Here is a 20159-nt window from a genome sequence, read left to right on the forward strand (position 1 = left end):
CAATCAATATCTTAAAAAAATTTCAATTCAGGAAGTATGGCTAACACCGCACCATCGCTTGCCGGGCCTAAACAGGCCAGTTATGTGCAGGCGCTCAGTATTCTGGGGATTCTTTATTTTATGATGGGATTTGTAACGTGGGTGAATGGAACGCTGATCCCCTTTCTGCGAATAGCCTGCGAGCTGAATATTTCAGAAGCGCTCCTGGTTACCTTCGCCTTTTACCTGGCCTATTTCTTTCTGTCTATCCCTTCATCATTTATTATCAAGAAAACCGGTTTCAAGAACGGTATGGCGCTGAGCCTTGTAGTAATGGCTGCCGGCTCCCTGGTATTCATTCCTGCAGCAAACACCCGTAGCTTTGGCCTTTTCCTGACCGGCCTGTTTGTTCAGGGGGCAGGACTTTCCCTGCTGCAAACGGCATCCAATCCTTATGTAAGCATCATTGGCCCCATAGAAAGCGCGGCCAAACGTATCAGCATAATGGGTATCTGTAACAAGATTGCCGGCGCGCTCAGCCCCGTAATACTCGGGGCCATTGTACTGAAAAACGCTTCAGAGCTGGAAAAACAGATAGCTGCAGCTACAGATCCCGCTCAGAAGGGAATACTGCTGGACAGCCTGGCTTCAAGAGTAATAGGCCCATACATCGTGATTGCCGTGGTACTCGTATTGCTGGCCGTAGTTATCAGCCGTTCCTCCCTGCCTGAAATAGAAACAGGCGACAGTGCTCCGGCAGAGAAAAGCGCTGATGGCGCTTCCGGCGACAGAGGCAGCATTTTCAAATATCCTTACCTGTTACTGGGTACTCTCTGCATTTTTGTATATGTTGGGGTGGAAGTAATGGCCGGAGACGTAATAGGTACGTATGGTAATGCCCTCGGGATGAGCCTTGACAAAACAAAATATTTCACCACTTTCACCCTCCTGGCTATGCTGGTAGGATACATCATCGGCATTATCACCATCCCGAAATACCTGTCGCAGGACAAAAGCCTCCGCATCTCCGCCATCCTCGGCATTGTATTTACAGTATGTGCCTTTATGACCACCGGTTACACAGCAGTGACCTTCATTGCCCTGCTGGGCCTTGCCAACTCACTGATGTGGCCTGCTATCTGGCCGTTGGCTATCGATAAGCTGGGCCGCTACACTAAGATTGGCTCTGCTTTCCTGGTAATGGGTATTGTAGGCGGTGGCATATTGCCACAGGTATACAGTGGTCTTTACAACAAAGATGGCTTGTTCCATTTCCTGTACTCTGAAGGCATGGATTTCAGGCTGTCATTCCTGTACTGCATGGTGCCCTGTTATATCTATATCCTGTATTATGCCATAGCAGGACATAAAGTAGGCAAACGCGCTTAATACAACTCTGCATAAAAGTAAAAGGCTATATCGTTTCGATATAGCCTTTCTTTATTTTAGTACTGGTCATCCAGCGCAAAGACCGGTTTCCGGTTCATCCATCGTCCTCTCGTGAAATCCGGGATATACTGCACATTCCCTCCTTCTGCAACCGATTGTTCACTCAGTGGCGTAATTGCATACCAGGTGGCAAGATCGTATACGTCCAGAGCATAAGGCGCTCCGCGTTTAACGCTTTCGATAAACGAATTGATCACATACCAATCCATTCCTCCATGCCCGGCGCCGGCGGCGCTGCTGGTGTAACGCTTCCACAGCGGGTGGTCATAGCGGGCCATATAACTGCCAGCATCCTTTTCTGTACCTGCTTTCTCCCACTCATCGTAAGGACTTTTCCCTTCCACATAGATGCTGTCCATATCGTCCATCCATAACCCATTAGTACCCTGTACCCGGAAGTTCAGAGAGTAGGGGCGGGGAGAGTTGGTATCGTGAGAGAGCATGATGGTTTCCCCGTTGTTGGTGCGTATCAGCGTGGTGACAATATCGCCCAGCTTGAATTCCACTTTTGCATTTGGGTGATTTTCTCCACCGTTATCTACAACGTATTTGTGCAGTCCGCGGGACTTTGTTGCCACCGAAGTAAGTGACAGCAAACGGTTACCACGGTTGATGTTGATCATATTGGCTACGGGGCCAAGGCCATGGGTAGGATAGAGGTCTCCGTTACGGTGTACGCTGTGCGCGGTTCTCCATTTGGCTTCAGACATGGCTTTTTCTCCAAATTCCACTCCGCCGCCATACAGTTGTTTGCCGTTGTTGAATTTCACCTTGCGCAGGTCATGCTGATAGCCGCCCTGCAGGTGGGTGATCTCTCCGAAAAGACCCTGGCGTACCATATTCAGTACAGCCATGACATCCCTTCTGTAGCATACGTTTTCCATACCGAACAGGGGAATGCCTGTTTCCTCGCTGGTATTTACCAGGCTCCAGCACTCCTGTATGTCAGATGCGCCGCATACTTCCACTGCCGGCGTTTTGCCGGCTTTCATAGCGGCTACTGCCTGGATGGTATGCCATTCCCAGGGAGTGGCAATGATCACGGCATCAATATCATCCCTTTTAAGAAGGTTGTGAAAATCTTCCGGACCGTTACTGTATTCTGCTACTTTCTTTTTACCGCCGTAAGCTTTGGCGATAAGGGAGCGGGATTGGGGAATGGCCCAGTTGGTATCGGGGTCGCAGATGGCTATTACATCTACATCTTCCCGGTGAAGGCATAATTCCAGATGCCCCTGTCCGCGGGCGCCTACCCCGATAAGGCCTACTCTTACTTTCTCTTTTGCTGCGTTGGCAAATAACCTGGCGGGGGTGCTGAGAAGTGATAATCCTACACCTGCGGCCACAGTGTTTTTGAGAAAGCTTCTCCTGTGAAGTTGCTGCTTTTTCATGCGTTTTTGGTTTTGGCTCCTGCCATTCCCGTGGATTGCTGGTGTGTGACTAAAAATAGATAAAATAAATTACAATTAGTATAAGCTGTTGTTGCAGTGGTAGTAATTTGAGCAATTTTGCATGAAATTGCCGGAAATGCTGGTTTTTACATTGTCATGTGGTGCACTTTAGCTCCCGCAATACATACACTAAACATGCTTTAAACATGCTTTAAACATGCCTCAAACATGCCTGAAAGTGGGAGTATCTATGGGGTACGTCAGGAGTATACCTCAGGATTTTGAATATTGCTTATTTCAATCCCTTCCAAACCTGCTGCCATTTCTTAAATTCCGATGGCCGCACACGGTATCGGGCAAAGTTGCCTTCATGCAAAGAAAGAAGCTCTGTTGCCACAACTTCAAAAAACTTTTCCTGATCGGCTTGCGGTAAACGGGTTGCTTCCTGGCGTATAGCGTCGTTTGTCTCTTGTGCCGGTAAAGCTTCGGTTACTATCCTGCCTATCAGCTCTTTTATGATATCCCTGTATTTCAGCCGGAATGGATCAGGCTCACCCAGAGATTGGCGCAGGGCGGCATATCGTTGAGCTGACCTTTCATAAGCCCACATAAATACGTCTTTAAAAAGTTCTATTCGATTCAGCTCATAAATGCCCATGATGCCCTGAACATATATGTCATTCGGAACGTCTACAAACGCCAGGGGAGAGAGATTATGTTTGCTTAAAGGAATATTCGCAGCCAGACGTGATACCCTTTTATTAACATCATCAAATGGTTGCAGGTAAGGTAACTGCACCATAGCAAAGAAAGCCTGTTCAAAGGGGTTTTCTATCTGCTCAGCTTTGTGAAGCAACAACTCAAACATTTCTTCTATCTGCTGTGGTATGCCTAAGGGTATAAATACAGAGTTAGTTATGCCTACAGCAATGCCCCTTAATCTGCCGGATGCTGCAGGATCTGGCAGAAGGTTATTGGATAGTAAGCCATGCAGGTTTGTCAGTGTATAACGATTAAAACCTATTTCCTCACCACCTTGTACAATAAACTCAATAGCGTCCTTGTGATTAAGGATCATTTGTGCTTCTGCTGCAGTTTTATTATCAGCTTCCTGACCTTGGGAAATCAGACGTTGTGTATCAAGAAGGCTATATGTATTGCCTTCCAGGCGACTTGAGTTCCAGGACAGGTCTATAAGGAGCCTTTGCAGAATTTCTTTGGTATAAGTACCCGCGGGTTGATTCAGATTCGCAGTTTTACCCAGTTCTGCAAGCCTGGCTTTGTCTTCGGCTGTTAAATAACTATCAACATTGGGGCGATAATCTGTTAAGAAGTCAATGTTATATCCGACTGGTCGCCTTTTTGCGCTGGGTTGCGCTATAATAGCCCTTATTTCGTTTCCCTCGGGGGATAATGGAACAATTTCAATTTCTGTTGCAGAGATATTAAGCGTTGGTTTTTGGGGATGATAAAGTGTGCCTTTACGTTGACCGGATATCCTAATGCGCCCTTGGCTGGCTAGCGCCTTCAAACGTCTTTGGAGCGTCCGCAATTCCATCCCTACAAGTGTACGAATATCTTCAATGGAAGCCCCTTGCCTGAAATTTTTAAGAGCGTCTTCAATAAGATTTAATTCATGTTTCAATTGCTTTGACATAGTTATGGACGGTTTGTGCGACATTTATACGACAAATATATTGTATTTTGTCGTATAGACTCACTTTTACGACATATTAGCGGCTGTTTTGTCGCATAAATCTTTTGTGCGACAAAACATCGTAACCAGTTTTACATCAGGAATTCAATTCCGGAATTGTAAAACAACTACCATCAATCCTCGCTAATTATTCAATTTTACCTTTCCCTGCATCAATTTTCTCAGTATATATAATATCACCTATAAGAAACATTATTTTTAATGTGCTTAGTGAGGACAGGATAATAATACAACGGGTCATATTTTAAAAACAGGTCAACGATCAACTGGTTGTGCCCGGAACGCCTGTTCCGGCTCCACGAAGGGGACAAACATTCAAAATGAGAAAATTCTTATTAATGGCCGGGCTTTGCAGCAGCCTGGCAACTGCTCATGCGCAGGAAATCGCTCCTTACGGCTCGCTGCCATCCCAGGCACAGCTGAACTGGCAGGACATGGAATATTACATGTTCATTCACCTGGGGCCTAATACCTTTACAGACAAGGAATGGGGGCATGGAGACGAAGACCCCAGGGTCTTCAATCCCACTCAGCTGGATGCCCGTCAATGGGCGCGTACCGCCAAAGCTGCCGGTATGAAAGCCATTATCATCACCGCCAAACACCATGACGGCTTCTGCCTCTGGCCAAGTAAATTCAGTACCCACACCGTACGTGAAAGCGCCTGGAAAGATGGCAAAGGCGATGTACTGAAAGAACTGTCTGCCGCCTGTAAGGAATATGGCCTGAAATTCGGCGTATACCTTTCTCCCTGGGACCGTAATCACCCTGCATACGGTACACCGGAATACAACCAGGTGTTTGCCAATACCCTGAACGAAGTGCTGAGCAGCTACGGCCCTGTATTTGAACAGTGGTTTGACGGCGCCAACGGGGAAGGGCCTAATGGCAAGAAACCAACGTATGACTGGCCGCTTTTCCACCAGACAGTATATAAGAACCAACCTAACGCAGTTATTTTCAGCGATGTAGGCCCGGGCTGCCGCTGGGTAGGGAATGAAGATGGCTTTGCCGGCACTACCAACTGGAGCACACTTAATATAACCGGTTTTGCACCGGGAAAGAATGCCCCTCCGCAATCTGTGCTGAATGAAGGAAATATGAATGGTGAGAAGTGGATACCTACAGAGTGTGATGTGTCTATTCGCCCGGGATGGTTTTATAGCGCATCTACAGATGATAAGGTGAAGAGCGTACAGAACCTGCTGGATATCTACTACGGATCTGTAGGCCGCAACGGCAACCTGCTGCTCAATGTTCCGGTTGACAGGAGAGGGCTGATCTTTTCTGCAGATTCCATCCGCCTGATGGAATTCCGCCAGATCAGGGAAGCTATCTTCAAAACCAACCTGGCACCAAAAGCTAAAGTGACCGCTACCAATACCCGTAAGGGCAATAAAAAGGTAAATGCCCGCTATCTTATTGACGGGAACAGCAAAACTTACTGGGCTACAGGAGACGATCAGCTGACAGGCGCTATCACCCTGGAGTATGCCAGCCCGGTTAGTTTCAACCGCCTGGTGTTGCAGGAGTACATCGCCCTGGGACAGCGCGTAAAATCATTCTCTGTCGATATCTGGGAGGATGGCGCTTATAAGGAGATCGCTACCGGTACTACCATTGGTCATAAACGCATTCTGCTGTTGCCGGATGTAACCACTACCAAAGTGAGGATCAGCATCCAGGACGCGCTGGCCTGCCCTGTGATCAGTGAAGTACAGCTGTACAAAGCCCCGGGGCTGCTGGCGGTGCCTGCCATACAGCGTAATAAGGACGGAGAGGTAAGCATTACCTGCTCTTCTCCCGATCCTGAGCTGCATTATACACTGGACGGTAAAGAACCTACTTACCATTCACCTAAATATACCGGTACCATTCACCTGCCTGAAGGAGGCGTGGTAAAAGCCCGTGCATTCCTCGAAAAGGGAAAAATAGCGAGCACCACTGTTACGGCGACTTTTGATGTGGCGCCGGCCAAATGGAAAGTGACGTTCACTGACGGACAGGCAGACGGGGCAGATCCGGTAAGGGCTATAGACGGTAACCCGAATTCCTACTGGATGACCAACTATCAGCCTGACGCTGCGAAGTATCCCCATGAGATCCAGGTAGATATGACAGACACCCTGACACTCAAAGGGTTTACATATACTCCCCGTCACCAGACCATACATTCCGGCACCATATATACATATGCCTTTTATGTGAGCCTGGACGGAGAAAACTGGGGACAGCCGGTGGCACAGGGCAGTTTTGCCAATATTGCCAATAACCCGGTTATCCAGTATGTGAAATTTAACAGCCCGGCAAAAGGCAGGTTTATCCGCCTGGTTGCCCTGGCGCCTGCCAATGAAAATGAACATTGGGCCAGTGTGGCTGAGCTGGGAGTGATCACCCGCTAAAATAATCAGTTGATTTTCAGTAACTCCCTGCCGGACCGGTGGGGAGTTTTTTTATATATGCATATAAAATATCTATGTTGGCCCGTAATTTGCAAATGACTATTTGATAATTTAACAGTTTGCCTTTAATTTTTTGGCCGCTAAGAAAAAATAATATTATAACTTTGCGGTTGATTTAAATAAAGACAGTTTTTAACAATTTAATGCTGAACTGAAGTTGGAAAACTTTGCGGCCCATAACCTTTCTGCATATCATCCTTCTCTGATGGAAGGAGAGTACTCTATTGGGTTCAATGTCTTTAGATATCTTTCCCGACGACCTCGTATTTGATAGCGTTCGCTTATTTACAGGCCAGCTATCGCACCATGACCTTCCCAGTCATATAAAGGTGTTTCTATCCAGTAAATGGATTCCAGATTAATAATTTATTGATTTACGTTTTCAATTGACAAAATTGGAAAATCCAAATATCATTGTCAGGGTTGCGACCACTGACGATCAGCATTATGGCAAAACCATCACAGACGAGATGGAATCTTCCGCCAAGGCGCGGGGAACTGGTATTGCCAAACGTTCTCCTGAATATGTGCAGCACAAGATGGAAGAAGGTAAAGCCGTTATTGCAGTTACAGACAAAGGCGAATGGGTAGGTTTCTGCTATATAGAAGCCTGGGGGCATGAAAAGTTCGTGGCCAACTCAGGGCTTATTGTAAACCCTGCCTTCAGAGGGCATGGCGTGGCCAAAGCTATCAAACACCGTGTATTTGAACTGTCAAGAGAAAAATATCCTGATGCCAAGATCTTTGGTCTGACCACCGGCCTGGCCGTCATGAAGATCAACTCAGAACTGGGATATGAGCCGGTTACCTATTCAGAGCTTACAGATGATGAGGAATTCTGGAAAGGATGCCGCAGCTGTGTGAACTTTGACGTGCTGACCAGCAAGAACAGGAAAAACTGTCTCTGCACTGCTATGCTCTATGATCCGGTAGAGAAAGCAAAAGAAGCTGCCGAAAGAGAAGCTGCCCAGAAGGCAACCCTGTCTATACAGACAGAGCCTGCACAGCCTCAGATACTGGTGGCTGCCAACGGTACCATAGAGCACAAGAAAAAGCAAAGGAAATTTAAAGAGAATTTCAAGCTGTTTGAAAGATGGCTCCGGTATAAAAGATTTGTACTGCTGAAAGGAAATAAAGATCAGCAAAGTGGCGGCGCTTCTTCCAGCAGGAAAAAATTCTTTTTGTTCAACTTATTCTAACTATCATCATTCTTTAATCTTGCCATAAATGAAAAAAGTAGTACTGGGATTCAGCGGAGGACTTGATACTTCCTATTGCGTAAAATACCTGACCGAAGAGAAAGGGTATGAAGTGCATTCTGTAATAGTAAATACCGGTGGTTTTTCTGCCGAAGAACTGCAGGAAATTGAAAAACGTGCTTACAGCCTGGGAGTGAAGAGTCACAAAACCGTAGACGCAGTACGTTCTTATTATGACAAGGTGATCAAATACCTGGTGTTCGGCAATGTGCTGAAAAATAACACCTATCCGCTGAGCGTAAGCGCTGAGCGTATGAGCCAGGCCCTGGCCATCGCAGAATATGTGAAGGAAACAGGCGCCACCGCCGTAGCGCACGGCAGTACCGGGGCAGGTAATGACCAGGTACGTTTTGACATGATTTTTAACATCATGATCCCAGGGGTAGAGATCATCACACCCATCCGCGACATGAAACTGAGCCGCGAGGAAGAGATTACCTACCTGAAAGGAAAAGGTGTGGAAATGAATTTTGAAAAAGCAGCTTATTCCATCAATAAAGGTATCTGGGGTACTTCCGTAGGCGGTAAAGAAACCCTGACTTCCAACGGCTTCCTGCCTGAAGAAGCATGGCCTACCCAGCTTACTAAGAACGACGCTGAGCAGGTAACCCTGAAATTCGTGAAAGGGGAACTGACCGGCGTGAACGATAAATCATTCAGCCATCCTACAGAAGCTATCCAGTACCTGCAAACACTGGCAGGCCCTTATGCTATTGGCCGTGACATTCACGTAGGCGATACCATTATCGGTATCAAAGGCCGCGTTGGATTTGAAGCAGCAGCGCCGGTAGTGATCCTCAAAGCACACCATGCACTGGAAAAACACGTGCTCACCAAATGGCAGCTGAGCTGGAAAGATCAGCTGGCACAGTTCTATGGCAACTGGATGCACGAAGGGCAGATCCTGGACCCTGTAATGCGCGATATCGAAGCATACCTGCAGAACAGCCAGGAACATGTGACCGGAGAAGTATACGTAACCCTGCAGCCTTACCGCTTCCAGGTAACAGGTATACAATCGCCTTACGACCTGATGAGCAGCAAGTTTGGCAAATACGGTGAAATGAACAATGGCTGGAGCGGTGAAGACGTGAGAGGCTTCAGCAAAATATTCGGTAACCAGACAATGATCTGGCATCAGGTAGCAGACAGCGTAAAAGGTTAGCTGCGCATAAATCAGAAAGAAACATGGCAAACGATAAAAAGATAAAGGCAGGGATCATTGGTGGAGCAGGATATACAGGCGGAGAGATGATCCGTGTTTTATTGAACCATCCGGACGTAACAATCGCTTATATACATAGCCGCAGCAATGCAGGCAATCCTCTCTACGCAGTACATGCCGACCTGCTGGGAGAAACAGAGCTGACCTTTACAGGAGAGCTGAGTAACGATATAGATGTGATGTTCCTTTGCCTTGGACATGGAGAAGCAAAGAAGTTCCTGGCAGAAAATGAAATAGCGCCAACAGTTAAAGTGATAGACCTCAGCCAGGATTTCAGGCTGGGAGAAACCAGCAACGGCAGGGAGTTTGTATACGGCCTGCCCGAGCTGCAGAGAGAAAAGATCGCAACAGCAAGCAATATTGCCAACCCTGGCTGCTTTGCCACCGCTATACAGCTTGGCCTGCTGCCACTGGCAAAAGCCGGCCTGCTGAATGAAGTGCATACCACCGGCATTACCGGTTCTACCGGCGCAGGACAAAGCCTGCAGGCCACTTCCCACTTCACATGGAGAGCCAACAACGTATCAACGTATAAAGTCCTCACGCATCAGCACCTGAAAGAAATACGACGAAGCCTGCAGCTGTTGCAGCCTTCCTTTGGCGGAGAGATCAATTTCGTACCGGTACGCGGAGATTATCCAAGAGGCATCTGGATCACTTCCTACCTGCAGAGCGATCTCACACTGGAAGAAGCACAGCAGCTGTATAAAAACTACTATGCGGGCCATCCGTTCACACATGTAAGTGAAAAACAGATAGACCTTAAGCAGGTGGTGAATACCAATAAATGCCTGATCCAGCTGGAAAAAACAGGCAATAAACTGGTGATCCACTCCATAGAGGACAACCTGCTCAAAGGCGCATCAGGACAGGCAGTACAGAACATGAACATCATGTGCGGACTGGACGAGACCGCAGGGTTGAAACTGAAATCTATCGTATTCTAACCTTTTGCTGACAGCAAGAGTATCTTTTTATCTCCCGTTTATGCCCGGGAACAATCCTTCAGTAAATGCAATTATTCGACGTATATCCTATCAACGATATCACCATAGAAAAAGCTGCCGGTTCCAACGTATGGGACGACAAAGGCAATAAATACCTGGACCTGTATGGCGGTCATGCCGTGATCTCCATCGGCCACACACATCCTCACTATGTACAGCGGCTTACAGAGCAGCTGGGCAAAGTAGGTTTCTATTCCAATTCTATCAGGATACCTCTCCAGAAACAACTGGCAGAGAAACTGGGTAAGCTGTCCGGCAAGGAAGATTATCAACTGTTCCTGTGTAACTCCGGCGCAGAAGCCAACGAGAATGCGCTGAAACTGGCTTCCTTCCACAATGGTAAAAAGAAGATCATCGCTTTCAGAAAATCTTTCCACGGCAGAACTTCCCTGGCAGTTGCAGCAACAGATAATCCTAAAATAGTAGCGCCTGTAAATGAGACAGACAACGTGGTATTCCTGCCCTGGCAGGATGAAGCCGCATTGCAGGCTGCCTTTGAACAATACGAAGTTTCTTCTGTTATTATCGAAGGCATTCAGGGCGTAGGCGGTATACAGGTAGCAGGAACCTCTTTCCTGAAAAAGATCAGAAGCCTGTGCGATCAGTACAATGCAGTGTTCATTGCAGATAGCGTACAGTGTGGTTATGGCAGGAGCGGAAAATTTTTCTCTCATGATCATGCCGGCGTTAACGCAGATATCTATACCATGGCAAAAGGTATGGGCAATGGCTTCCCGATAGGAGGCATCATCATTGCACCACATATCCAGCCTTCCTATGGTTTGCTGGGCACTACCTTTGGCGGTAATCACCTGGCCTGTGCAGCTGCTCTTGCCGTACTGGAAGTGATGGAGAAAGATAACCTGGTAGAGAACGCCGCTACTGTTGGCAACTACCTGATAGAAGAACTGAAAAAAATCCCGCAGGTAAAAGAAGTAAGAGGAATGGGCCTGATGATAGGTATAGAATTACCCGAATCCCTGGCGCATGTGAGAAAGGAACTGCTGTTCAAACACAGGATCTTCACCGGCGAAGCAAAGCCTAATGTGATCAGGTTACTGCCTTCTCTGGCACTGACCAAAGCGCATGCTGATGAGTTCCTGGCTGCATTCAAAGAAGAAGTAGAAAAAGCATAAACAAAAAACCGTTATTATAGAGCCACACACACGATGAAACAATTTATTTCCGTAGATGATGTTCCAAGTGTCCCGCGGTTAGTGGATATAGCACTGGACTACAAAAAACAGCCCTTTTCAGACAAGGCATTAGGTGCAAACAAAACATTGGGTATGATATTCCTGAACCCAAGCCTGCGAACACGATTAAGTACGCAGGTGGCGGCTAAGAACCTGGGTATGGAAGTGGTCGTATTCAATATTGACAAAGAAGGCTGGCAACTGGAAATGAATGATGGCGCTATAATGAATGGCAACACCACAGAGCACGTGAAGGAAGCGGCAGCAGTAATGGGTCAGTATTTCGATATCCTGGCCATCCGTACCTTCCCGGGCCTGAAAGATAAAGAATCTGACTACACCGAGAAGTACATCAACCAGTTCATTAAATACGCCGGTGTACCGGTACTGAGCCTGGAAAGCGCTACCCTGCATCCTTTGCAGAGCTTAACAGATATCATCACCATGAAGGAGCAATGGCAGCAGCCACGCAGACCTAAAGTAGTGATGACTTGGGCGCCTCACGTAAAACCGCTGCCACAGGCTGTGCCTAACTCATTTGCACAATGGGTGAACGCATGGGGAGAAGCTGATTTCGTGATCACTCACCCTGAAGGCTATGAACTGGATGAGAAATTTACCGGTAACGCAACAATAGAATACAACCAGGACAAAGCGCTGCAGGATGCTGACTTTGTTTATGTGAAGAACTGGTCTTCATACAAAGATTATGGAAAGATCACCTGCACAGACAGCAGCTGGATGGTAACGAACGATAAGCTGAAAGGCACCAACCAGGCCAAAGTAATGCACTGCCTGCCTGTAAGAAGGAATGTGGTGATAGCTGATGAAGTACTGGACGGTCCGCAGTCAATCGTGATCCCTGAAGCCGGCAACCGTGTATGGGCGGCACAGGCGGTACTGAGCCAGATTCTAAAAGGATAATTTTATGATCGACCTTTTTGTAATAAAAGTAGGCGGCAACGTCATCGATAATCCTGTACTGCTGCAATCATTCCTGAAGAAATTTGCAGACGTAAAAGGAAAGAAAATACTGATCCATGGGGGTGGCAAAATTGCCACCCGCATTGGTGATAAGTTGGGTATTGAATCTAAATATGTGGACGGCCGCCGTATCACAGATGCAGAAACAATAGACGTAGTGACCATGGTATACGGCGGATTGGTGAACAAACAGCTGGTGGCCAAATTACAGGCCAACGGCTGTAACGCCATAGGCCTGACCGGGGCAGATGCCAATATCATCCCCGCTTATAAACGCCCGGTAAAAGAAGTGGATTTTGGATTTGCAGGAGATATCAGGGTAGAAGATGTACAGGCAGCTCCGCTGAAAGCATTGCTGGACGCAGGACTGACACCTGTATTTGCTTCGCTTACGCACGACGGGCAGGGACAGATACTGAATACCAACGCAGATACGATAGCCTCTTCACTGGCAATTGCTTTATCGAAATATTATTCCGTAAGACTGATCTACTGCTTTGAAAAGAAAGGTGTGTTGCATGATGCCAGTAACGATGATGCGGTGATCAACCTTATCGATCGTGTAATCTATAAAGAGCTACGTGAAGACAATGTGCTGACAGATGGTATCCTGCCTAAACTGGAGAACGCTTTTGCCGCTATTGAAAGCGGAGTGGCGGAAGTGCTGATAGGGCACGCAGACGATGTGCAGAGTAATACCACAGACACAGTAGCGGGTACTTTAATACGCTAACCTATGTGGAACCAACAACTGTATGAAGATGCAGTAACATTATTGAAATCGCTGATCAGTGTGCCCTCCTTAAGCAGGGAAGAACAGGGTACAGCGCAGCTGATCGCTGAATTCCTCAAAGAAAGAGGCATACCTTATCAGCAACATCTGAATAATATCTGGGCAAAGAACAAACACTTTGACCCTTCCAGACCTGTTATTGTCTTTAATTCCCATCACGATACCGTTAAACCTAATCCGCAGTACACCCGCAATCCCTTCTCTCCCGACGTGGAAGACGGCCGCCTGTACGGATTAGGCAGCAATGACGCCGGTGGCTGCCTGGTAAGCCTGATAGCCACATTCCTGCACTTCTATGAGCGCGCTGACATGAAGTACAACATTGTACTGACTGCCACCGCAGAAGAAGAGATCAGCGGCGCCAACGGAATAGAAAGCATACTGGACCAGCTGCCGAAGATCGATTTTGCTATTGTGGGAGAGCCTACGCAAACCCAGCTGGCTATTGCAGAAAAAGGCCTGATGGTGCTGGACTGCACCGTACAGGGTAACGCTGGTCATGCAGCCCGCGATGAGGGAGAAAATGCACTTTATAAAGCATTGCCTGATATAGAATGGTTCCGTACTTACCGTTTCCCGAAAGTATCGGAAACACTGGGCCCTGTAAAGATGAGCGTAACAGTGATCAACACTTCCAACAAAGCGCATAACGTAGTGCCGGCAGATTGTTCCTTTGTGGTGGATGTACGTGTAACGGAACAGTATACACTGGAACAGGTGCTGGACATTATCCGCAGCAATGTGAAGTGTGAAGTAAAGCCCCGCTCACTGCGCATGCGCCCGTCAGGTATCCCGATGGACCATCCCTTCGTTCAGGGCGGCATACGCCAGGGTAAGACCTGCTATGGTTCGCCTACCACATCAGACCAGGCACTGATCCCCGCAACATCCATAAAAATGGGACCGGGAGATTCTGCCCGTTCGCACACAGCGGATGAATACATTTACCTGGATGAGGTGCGCCAGGGTATTGATAGTTACATTAATTTACTGGAAGAAATCTTGTAGGATATGAAAATATGGCAAAAGGATAAAACCGCATTGGCAGAAGTAGACCGGTTTACCGTTGGTAAAGACCGTGAAATGGATGCTTACCTGGCGCCGTTCGATGTGCTGGGCTCACTCGCGCATATCACTATGCTGCAAAGCATAGACCTGCTTACGGCAGAAGAGCTGACCGTGCTGCAGAAAGAACTGAAACAGATCTATAAGGAAATAGAAGCAGGCAGCTTTATACTGGAAGAAGGAGTGGAAGATATCCATTCACAGGTAGAGATGCTGCTCACCCGCCGGTTGGGAGAAGTAGGGAAGAAGATACACAGCGGCCGTTCCAGGAACGACCAGGTGCTGGTTGACCTGAAACTCTTCCTGCGTCATGAGCTGCAGGTACTGGTACAGGAAGTGAAAACACTGTTTGACCTCCTCCAGAAAAAAAGCATTGAATACAAAGATCGCCTGATACCTGGTTATACTCACCTGCAGGTGGCTATGCCTTCTTCTTTCGGATTGTGGTTTGGCGCATATGCGGAAAGCCTGGTGGACGATCTCACCGTCTTACAGGGCGCCTATAAAGTAGTGAATAAAAATCCGCTTGGCTCTGCTGCCGGCTACGGTTCTTCTTTCCCGCTCAACCGTACCATGACAACAGAACTGCTGGGATTTGAAGCGCTGAACTACAACGTGGTTTATGCGCAGATGGGACGTGGTAAAACCGAGAAGATAGTAGCCTTTGCGCTGGCTGGCATTGCTGCCACACTGGCTAAAATGGCGATGGATGCCTGCCTGTTCATGAACCAGAACTTTGGCTTTATCAGCTTCCCTGACGAGCTGACCACCGGTTCCAGTATCATGCCGCATAAAAAGAACCCTGACGTATGGGAGCTGATCCGCTCACACGGCAACAAACTGCAGGCACTGCCTAATGAAATTGCCATGATGATCACCAACCTGCCAAGCGGCTATCACCGTGACCTGCAGTTGCTGAAAGAGAACCTGTTCCCTGCCTTCGGCGTACTGAAAGATTGTATACAGATGACAGGATTAATGCTGGAAAATATCCGCATTAAAGAGAATATCCTGGATGATGATAAATACCGTTACCTGTTCAGCGTGGAAGTGGTGAACCGCCTGGTGCTGGAAGGGGTGCCTTTCCGTGAAGCGTACAAACAGGTAGGGCTGGATATTGAAAATGGAACTTTCACACCGGAGAAGATTGTGCAGCATACACATGAAGGAAGTATCGGTAATCCCGGTAATGCTGAAGTGGGTAAGATGATGGATAAGGTGCTGGAAGGTTTCTCTTTTGACAAAGTAAAAACCGCAATAGCTAAACTCTTATCATAATCAGCTGCGCGCAGCACGAAAAAACACCCTCAAAAAAAAGCGCTTTTGCCGAAGGCGAAAGCGCTTTTTTTTGAGGGTGTTTTTTCGCTTAGAAGCCAACGGTAATCCCCGCAAAGAAATTAGTTCCCGCCATCGGATAATACCCATTATCAGAAACTGTCTTACCTCCCTGTACAGATGCATACGTCCACCCGTTAGGAGAATACTTCTTATTGAAAATATTGTTAAGCATAAACTGTAATCCCAGTTCCTTAAATAATTTCTGCGGCACAGAATAAATGAAACGCAGATCATTGGTATAATAGCCTTCAAGACTACGCTCTTTCGCCTCTGTATTATCAAGGTACTGCCTGCTTACATACTTACCTATCAGGCTAAGCTCCAGCCGTTTTACCGGGCGTGCAGACAGTGTATAACCACCTACAAAAGAAGGAGAGAAAGCTATAGTACTGCTTTTGTAGAACACGGTATCCTGCGATCCGCTATCCCAGTTATCAACATACGTAGTATAATCCTTTATTTTATTCTGACTAAGCGCTGCATTCACCGCCAGCGTGAAGATACTTCCCAGTCTTGCACTGCCCTGCAGTTCCACACCGGCCCGGTAACTTTTCGGAATATTGGTACGCGTATAGGCGCCAACGTCATTCAGCATACCGGTCTGTACCAGCTGATTTTTGTAATCCATGTAATACACGTTGGCCTGCAGTACAATGTTGTTGGTTTTAAAGCTGTATCCGGCCTCTATATCGCGTAACGTTTCATGTTTTGGTGTATGTGTCAGCCCGGCTTCGAAATCGTCTCTGTTGGGCTCTTTATTGCCAACAGCGAAAGATGCGTAGATGTCCTGGCGTTCATCCAGTGTATAAGAAACGCCGGCCTTAGGATTGAAGAAATTATAAGTATTGTGCTGGATCAGGGTAGGGTTCTGTCGGAAGCCGTCAATATCGTATTTCACGGTACGGTACTGCAGGTCTGCAAACAGGCGTAATGCGCCGGTTACCTTGTATTCCCCTTTCCAGTAAATGTTCATATCGCGTTTCAGCGCATCCAGGTCATACCATTTGTGATCTTTACCGATAGCATATTGTGCCCAGATGATCTTACCGTAGTGATTGCCTTCATAGCGGTTCCATCCGCCACCAAGGCTCCAGTTGAATTTGCTGCTGTTATAGTTTACGGAGAAGATGCCGCCGTAGAAGTAGTTATCCAGCCATAGCTGCCTGATAAGATCTGTGGTGGTAACAGGTGCATCGTTGATGACAGGGTCAGGCAGACCATAGTCGGCAAAAGCTTCCTTTTCACGGTATTGCTCATAATATCCTCTGCCCCTGGTATAATGCCCCGCTATGTTGAAGTTGAGATGACTGCTCAGCGCCTGGTTAAGGAACAGCTGGTAATGGTCCTGCTGGTAGTTATCTGTTTCGTTATCATAGTAGGTGCCGTCAGAACGTTTGCCGGCAGAGTTGTAGGTACGGTTTGTTTTCAGGGAATCCTGCGGTACGCCGTTCCATGCCTGGTAGGTCTTTTCCTTGCCGGAGAATACATTGAGGCGGATAGCAGTGTTCTTCGAAATGTAGGCGGCAGAAGTATAGAAAGACTTCAGGTCAGAAGAAGCGCGGTCTATATATCCGTCGGACGATATTTTAGATAATCTTGCATCGAAGGTGAAGTGATTGTTGATCAACCCGGTACCGGCTTTTACGGTATGCTTCCAGGAGTTGAAGGAGCCGTAGCTGTTGCTGATCTCTGCATATGGCTTATCCCTGAATTCGTTTGTACTGAGATTGAGGGTAGCGCCGAATGCGCCTGCGCCGTTGGTAGATGTACCTACACCGCGTTGCAGCTGTATGCTGCTTACAGAAGAGGCAAAGTCAGGCATATTCACAAAGAACGTACCCTGCGATTCCGCATCGTTGATAGGAATACCGTTGGCGGTAACGTTGATACGGGTGATATCTGTACCTCTTACACGCATATTGGTATAGCCGATGCCTGTACCGGCATCAGAGTTGGTCACTACACCAGGTTGCTGGTTCAGCAACAGTGGCAGGTCCTGGCCCAGGTTATCCTTTTTGATGTCTTCAGCAGTGAGGGTGGATTGTGTGAAAGGGGAGTGCTGTCCTGCGCGTAGACTCGATATCTCTACCGGTTTTACGAACAGCCCTGTCTCTTCCAGTAATATATCTGTCTGTACAGTGCCTGGTGTGGCGGTAACGGAAACAGTCGTTGTTTTATAGCCCAGGTAGCTGGCCTGTATGGTATAGCTGCCCCTGGATGGTACTGTGATACGGTAACGGCCTTCTGTATTGGTATGAACGCCGGTGTTGTTGGATTGTATGCTTACAGATACGCCTTCCAGCGGTTTCCCGCCGGTCTTATCGGTCACCACGCCGGTCAGCACAGTTTGTGCGTGTACGGCATTTATGCTGCATAGCAGCAATAAAAGTAGAATTTGTCTCATTGGACTATGACAATTTAATAGCTGACAATCGTAGCTTCAATTCAATATGCGGGTAAGGAAGAGATTGTTCGCTTACCTTTCCTAAACAGCATTACCTGGTCAGGTTCAACGGGTCTGATCTCAGCCTGATAGTAAGGCACCCCGAGGTGAAACCTGGAGTTTTGATTATGCGCAGCGGCGCACTCCTGTTTCCAGGAGCAAAGGTATAATTTTTTTTTAGCCAGCCGGAAAAATCCTATCTTCCGTCTTCACTCTGATTTTTCTCCCCCAGAACTGAAACTCCGCTGATTTATTTTTTTGTTAACCTGTTAAATCATACCACATGATCAGACTTCAGTTTATCGGGCATCTCGGGCATGATGCCATTCAGAAGAACGTCAACGGAAAAGCAGTGCTGAACTTCCGCGTAGCGCACACAGAACGCTTTAAAGACCAGTACGGTCAGCAGCAGGAAAGAACGATCTGGATCGATTGTGCTTACTGGGAACATGAAAAGGTAGGTCCTTACCTGACAAAAGGCACACAGGTGTACATTGATGGCAAACCCTCCCTGGAAATGTATGATAGCAGGGAAGGAGAACGCATGGCCGCATTAAAGCTGCATGTGTTCGGTCTGCAATTATTGAGCGGAAAGAAAAAAGATGAACTGGTTGTTCCCGGGCAGGAAGAAGAAGTAAATGAGGACCTGCCATTCTGAAAAGAATGTTGACCCTGCTGTTACTTCTATACAGCAGAGCTTATCAGTCATTCAGAAAAGAGAGCCGGACTCCTGCGTTCAAAAACTTTTTCATTTTTTAAAAAAAAGATTTGGCGGGAATAATTTAAATCCTATCTTTGCACCCTCATTGCGAGGTAGAGCAGAGGTAGCTCGTCGGGCTCATAACCCGAAGGTCAGGGGTTCGAATCCTCTCCTCGCTACTAACATAGCACGAAAAAAGCCGAAGTGATTCGGCTTTTTTTATTTCAGGAAGTTCAGGAAATTCGTAGTACATGCACAAAGCTGGTTTTGTAAATATCTTCGGAAAGGCCAATGCAGGGAAAAGCACCCTCATGAACGCCCTTGTGGGTGAAAAGCTGGCTATTGTATCCCCGAAGGTGCAAACTACCAGGCATCGTATCACAGGTGTGGTTACCACGCCGGAATACCAGATCGTATTCTCAGATACCCCCGGTATCATTGATCCCCGTTACCGGCTGCACGAAAAGATGATGGGCGCTGTCAAATCTGCCCTCGAAGATGCTGATGTAGCCATGCTGATAATGGATGCAAGAGACAACGTACAGGAAAACCTTGAACTGTTTGGCTCGTTAAAACTGAAAGCGAAGAGCATTCTGGTTATTAACAAGTCAGACACCATGATGAAGGAAGAGCTGGATGCCCTGGTAAAACAGTGTGAAGAGTGGGGAAAGGCACAGAAAGTGCTGGTCATCTCTGCCTTACAGCAGAAAGGTATCCCCGCCCTGCTGGAAAGCATTGTGGCAATGCTGCCTGAAAGCGAGCCCTTCTATCCGGAAGATACTTTAACAGATAAGTCTACACGATTTTTTGTAGCCGAGATCATCCGCGAAAAGATCTTCCAGCTGTTTGACGAAGAGATCCCCTATCATACGGCCGTTGCAGTTACCCAGTTCCAGGAAAAGGATACCCTGACCAAAATATCTGCAGAGATCATTGTGACCAGGGAAACCCAGAAAGCTATTATACTGGGAGATAAAGGCGCCTCCATCAAAAAGATCGGTACGCTGGCACGCCAGGATATTGAAGCCTTTATTGGCCGGAAGGTATTCCTGGAGCTCTTTGTGAAAGTGCGTGGTAAGTGGAGGGATAATGATATTTATTTGAAGGAATACGGGTATTAGTATTCCGGTGGAACACGATTTAATTTTTTA

Annotated in this window: 15 protein-coding genes, 1 tRNA gene and 1 riboswitch; of the genes, 13 read left to right on the forward strand and 3 right to left on the reverse strand. The window is 47.3% G+C overall.

The features are described from left to right. Nucleotides 1-36 precede the first annotated feature (36 nt). Nucleotides 37-1368: a sugar MFS transporter gene (locus tag GO493_RS24985; protein ID WP_157308965.1), complete on the forward strand. Its 1332-nt coding sequence runs from the start codon at nucleotides 37-39 to the stop codon at nucleotides 1366-1368. 56 nt (nucleotides 1369-1424) lie between these two features. Here the strand turns inward: GO493_RS24985 and GO493_RS24990 are convergent, their stop codons facing one another. Both GO493_RS24990 and GO493_RS24995 read right to left on the reverse strand, forming a co-directional pair. Continuing rightward, a complete protein-coding gene (locus GO493_RS24990; protein ID WP_157308966.1) occupies nucleotides 1425-2819 on the reverse strand; it encodes a Gfo/Idh/MocA family protein in 1395 nt (464 codons plus the stop codon). 292 nt (nucleotides 2820-3111) lie between these two features. Further along, nucleotides 3112-4476, reverse strand: coding sequence for a Fic family protein (locus GO493_RS24995; RefSeq protein WP_157308967.1), 1365 nt, complete (start codon nucleotides 4474-4476; stop codon nucleotides 3112-3114). A 380-nt stretch (nucleotides 4477-4856) separates the two neighbouring features. Here GO493_RS24995 and GO493_RS25000 point away from each other — a divergent pair, with 380 nt between their 5' ends. The 9 genes from GO493_RS25000 (at nucleotide 4857) to argH (ending at nucleotide 15805) form a co-directional block, all read left to right on the forward strand. Further along, nucleotides 4857-6938 (forward strand): alpha-L-fucosidase, encoded by a 2082-nt coding sequence (locus tag GO493_RS25000; protein WP_232539039.1) that lies wholly within the window; start codon nucleotides 4857-4859, stop codon nucleotides 6936-6938. A 455-nt stretch (nucleotides 6939-7393) separates the two neighbouring features. Then, entirely contained in the window at nucleotides 7394-8197 is an 804-nt protein-coding gene (locus GO493_RS25005; protein ID WP_232539041.1) for a GNAT family N-acetyltransferase, read from the forward strand. 28 nt (nucleotides 8198-8225) lie between these two features. Beyond that, the gene (locus GO493_RS25010; protein ID WP_157308968.1) at nucleotides 8226-9422 is read left to right on the forward strand and encodes an argininosuccinate synthase; all 1197 of its coding nucleotides are present in this window, start codon (nucleotides 8226-8228) and stop codon (nucleotides 9420-9422) included. 23 nt (nucleotides 9423-9445) lie between these two features. Next, nucleotides 9446-10429, forward strand: coding sequence for an N-acetyl-gamma-glutamyl-phosphate reductase (argC, locus tag GO493_RS25015; RefSeq protein WP_157308969.1), 984 nt, complete (start codon nucleotides 9446-9448; stop codon nucleotides 10427-10429). 65 nt (nucleotides 10430-10494) lie between these two features. Continuing rightward, complete coding sequence (locus GO493_RS25020) at nucleotides 10495-11625, forward strand: aspartate aminotransferase family protein (protein ID WP_157308970.1); 1131 nt, start codon at nucleotides 10495-10497, stop codon at nucleotides 11623-11625. 33 nt (nucleotides 11626-11658) lie between these two features. Then, nucleotides 11659-12609 (forward strand): N-acetylornithine carbamoyltransferase, encoded by a 951-nt coding sequence (locus GO493_RS25025; protein WP_157308971.1) that lies wholly within the window; start codon nucleotides 11659-11661, stop codon nucleotides 12607-12609. Between the two features lie 4 nt (nucleotides 12610-12613). Continuing rightward, complete coding sequence (gene argB, locus GO493_RS25030; RefSeq protein WP_157308972.1) at nucleotides 12614-13402, forward strand: acetylglutamate kinase; 789 nt, start codon at nucleotides 12614-12616, stop codon at nucleotides 13400-13402. Between the two features lie 3 nt (nucleotides 13403-13405). Continuing rightward, on the forward strand, nucleotides 13406-14470 hold the full coding sequence (locus tag GO493_RS25035; RefSeq protein WP_157308973.1) for a M20 family metallo-hydrolase: 1065 nt from the start codon (nucleotides 13406-13408) through the stop codon (nucleotides 14468-14470). 3 nt (nucleotides 14471-14473) lie between these two features. Beyond that, nucleotides 14474-15805, forward strand: coding sequence for an argininosuccinate lyase (gene argH / locus GO493_RS25040; protein WP_157308974.1), 1332 nt, complete (start codon nucleotides 14474-14476; stop codon nucleotides 15803-15805). Between the two features lie 88 nt (nucleotides 15806-15893). Here the strand turns inward: argH and GO493_RS25045 are convergent, their stop codons facing one another. Continuing rightward, on the reverse strand, nucleotides 15894-18269 hold the full coding sequence (locus GO493_RS25045) for a TonB-dependent receptor (protein WP_157308975.1): 2376 nt from the start codon (nucleotides 18267-18269) through the stop codon (nucleotides 15894-15896). Between the two features lie 61 nt (nucleotides 18270-18330). Continuing rightward, nucleotides 18331-18423, reverse strand: a riboswitch (TPP riboswitch). Nucleotides 18424-18591: 168 nt separating this feature from the next. Between GO493_RS25045 and GO493_RS25050 the strand changes: the two genes are divergently transcribed. From GO493_RS25050 to era, 3 genes are all read left to right on the forward strand, one after another. Then, the gene (locus tag GO493_RS25050) at nucleotides 18592-18966 is read left to right on the forward strand and encodes a single-stranded DNA-binding protein (protein ID WP_157308976.1); all 375 of its coding nucleotides are present in this window, start codon (nucleotides 18592-18594) and stop codon (nucleotides 18964-18966) included. Between the two features lie 149 nt (nucleotides 18967-19115). Continuing rightward, a tRNA-Met gene (locus GO493_RS25055) sits at nucleotides 19116-19187 on the forward strand. A 72-nt stretch (nucleotides 19188-19259) separates the two neighbouring features. Then, nucleotides 19260-20129: a GTPase Era gene (gene era / locus GO493_RS25060; protein ID WP_157308977.1), complete on the forward strand. Its 870-nt coding sequence runs from the start codon at nucleotides 19260-19262 to the stop codon at nucleotides 20127-20129. Nucleotides 20130-20159: the final 30 nt, after the last annotated feature.

The organism is Chitinophaga tropicalis (assembly GCF_009758205.1).
Taxonomy (GTDB): Bacteria; Bacteroidota; Bacteroidia; order Chitinophagales; family Chitinophagaceae; genus Chitinophaga; species Chitinophaga tropicalis.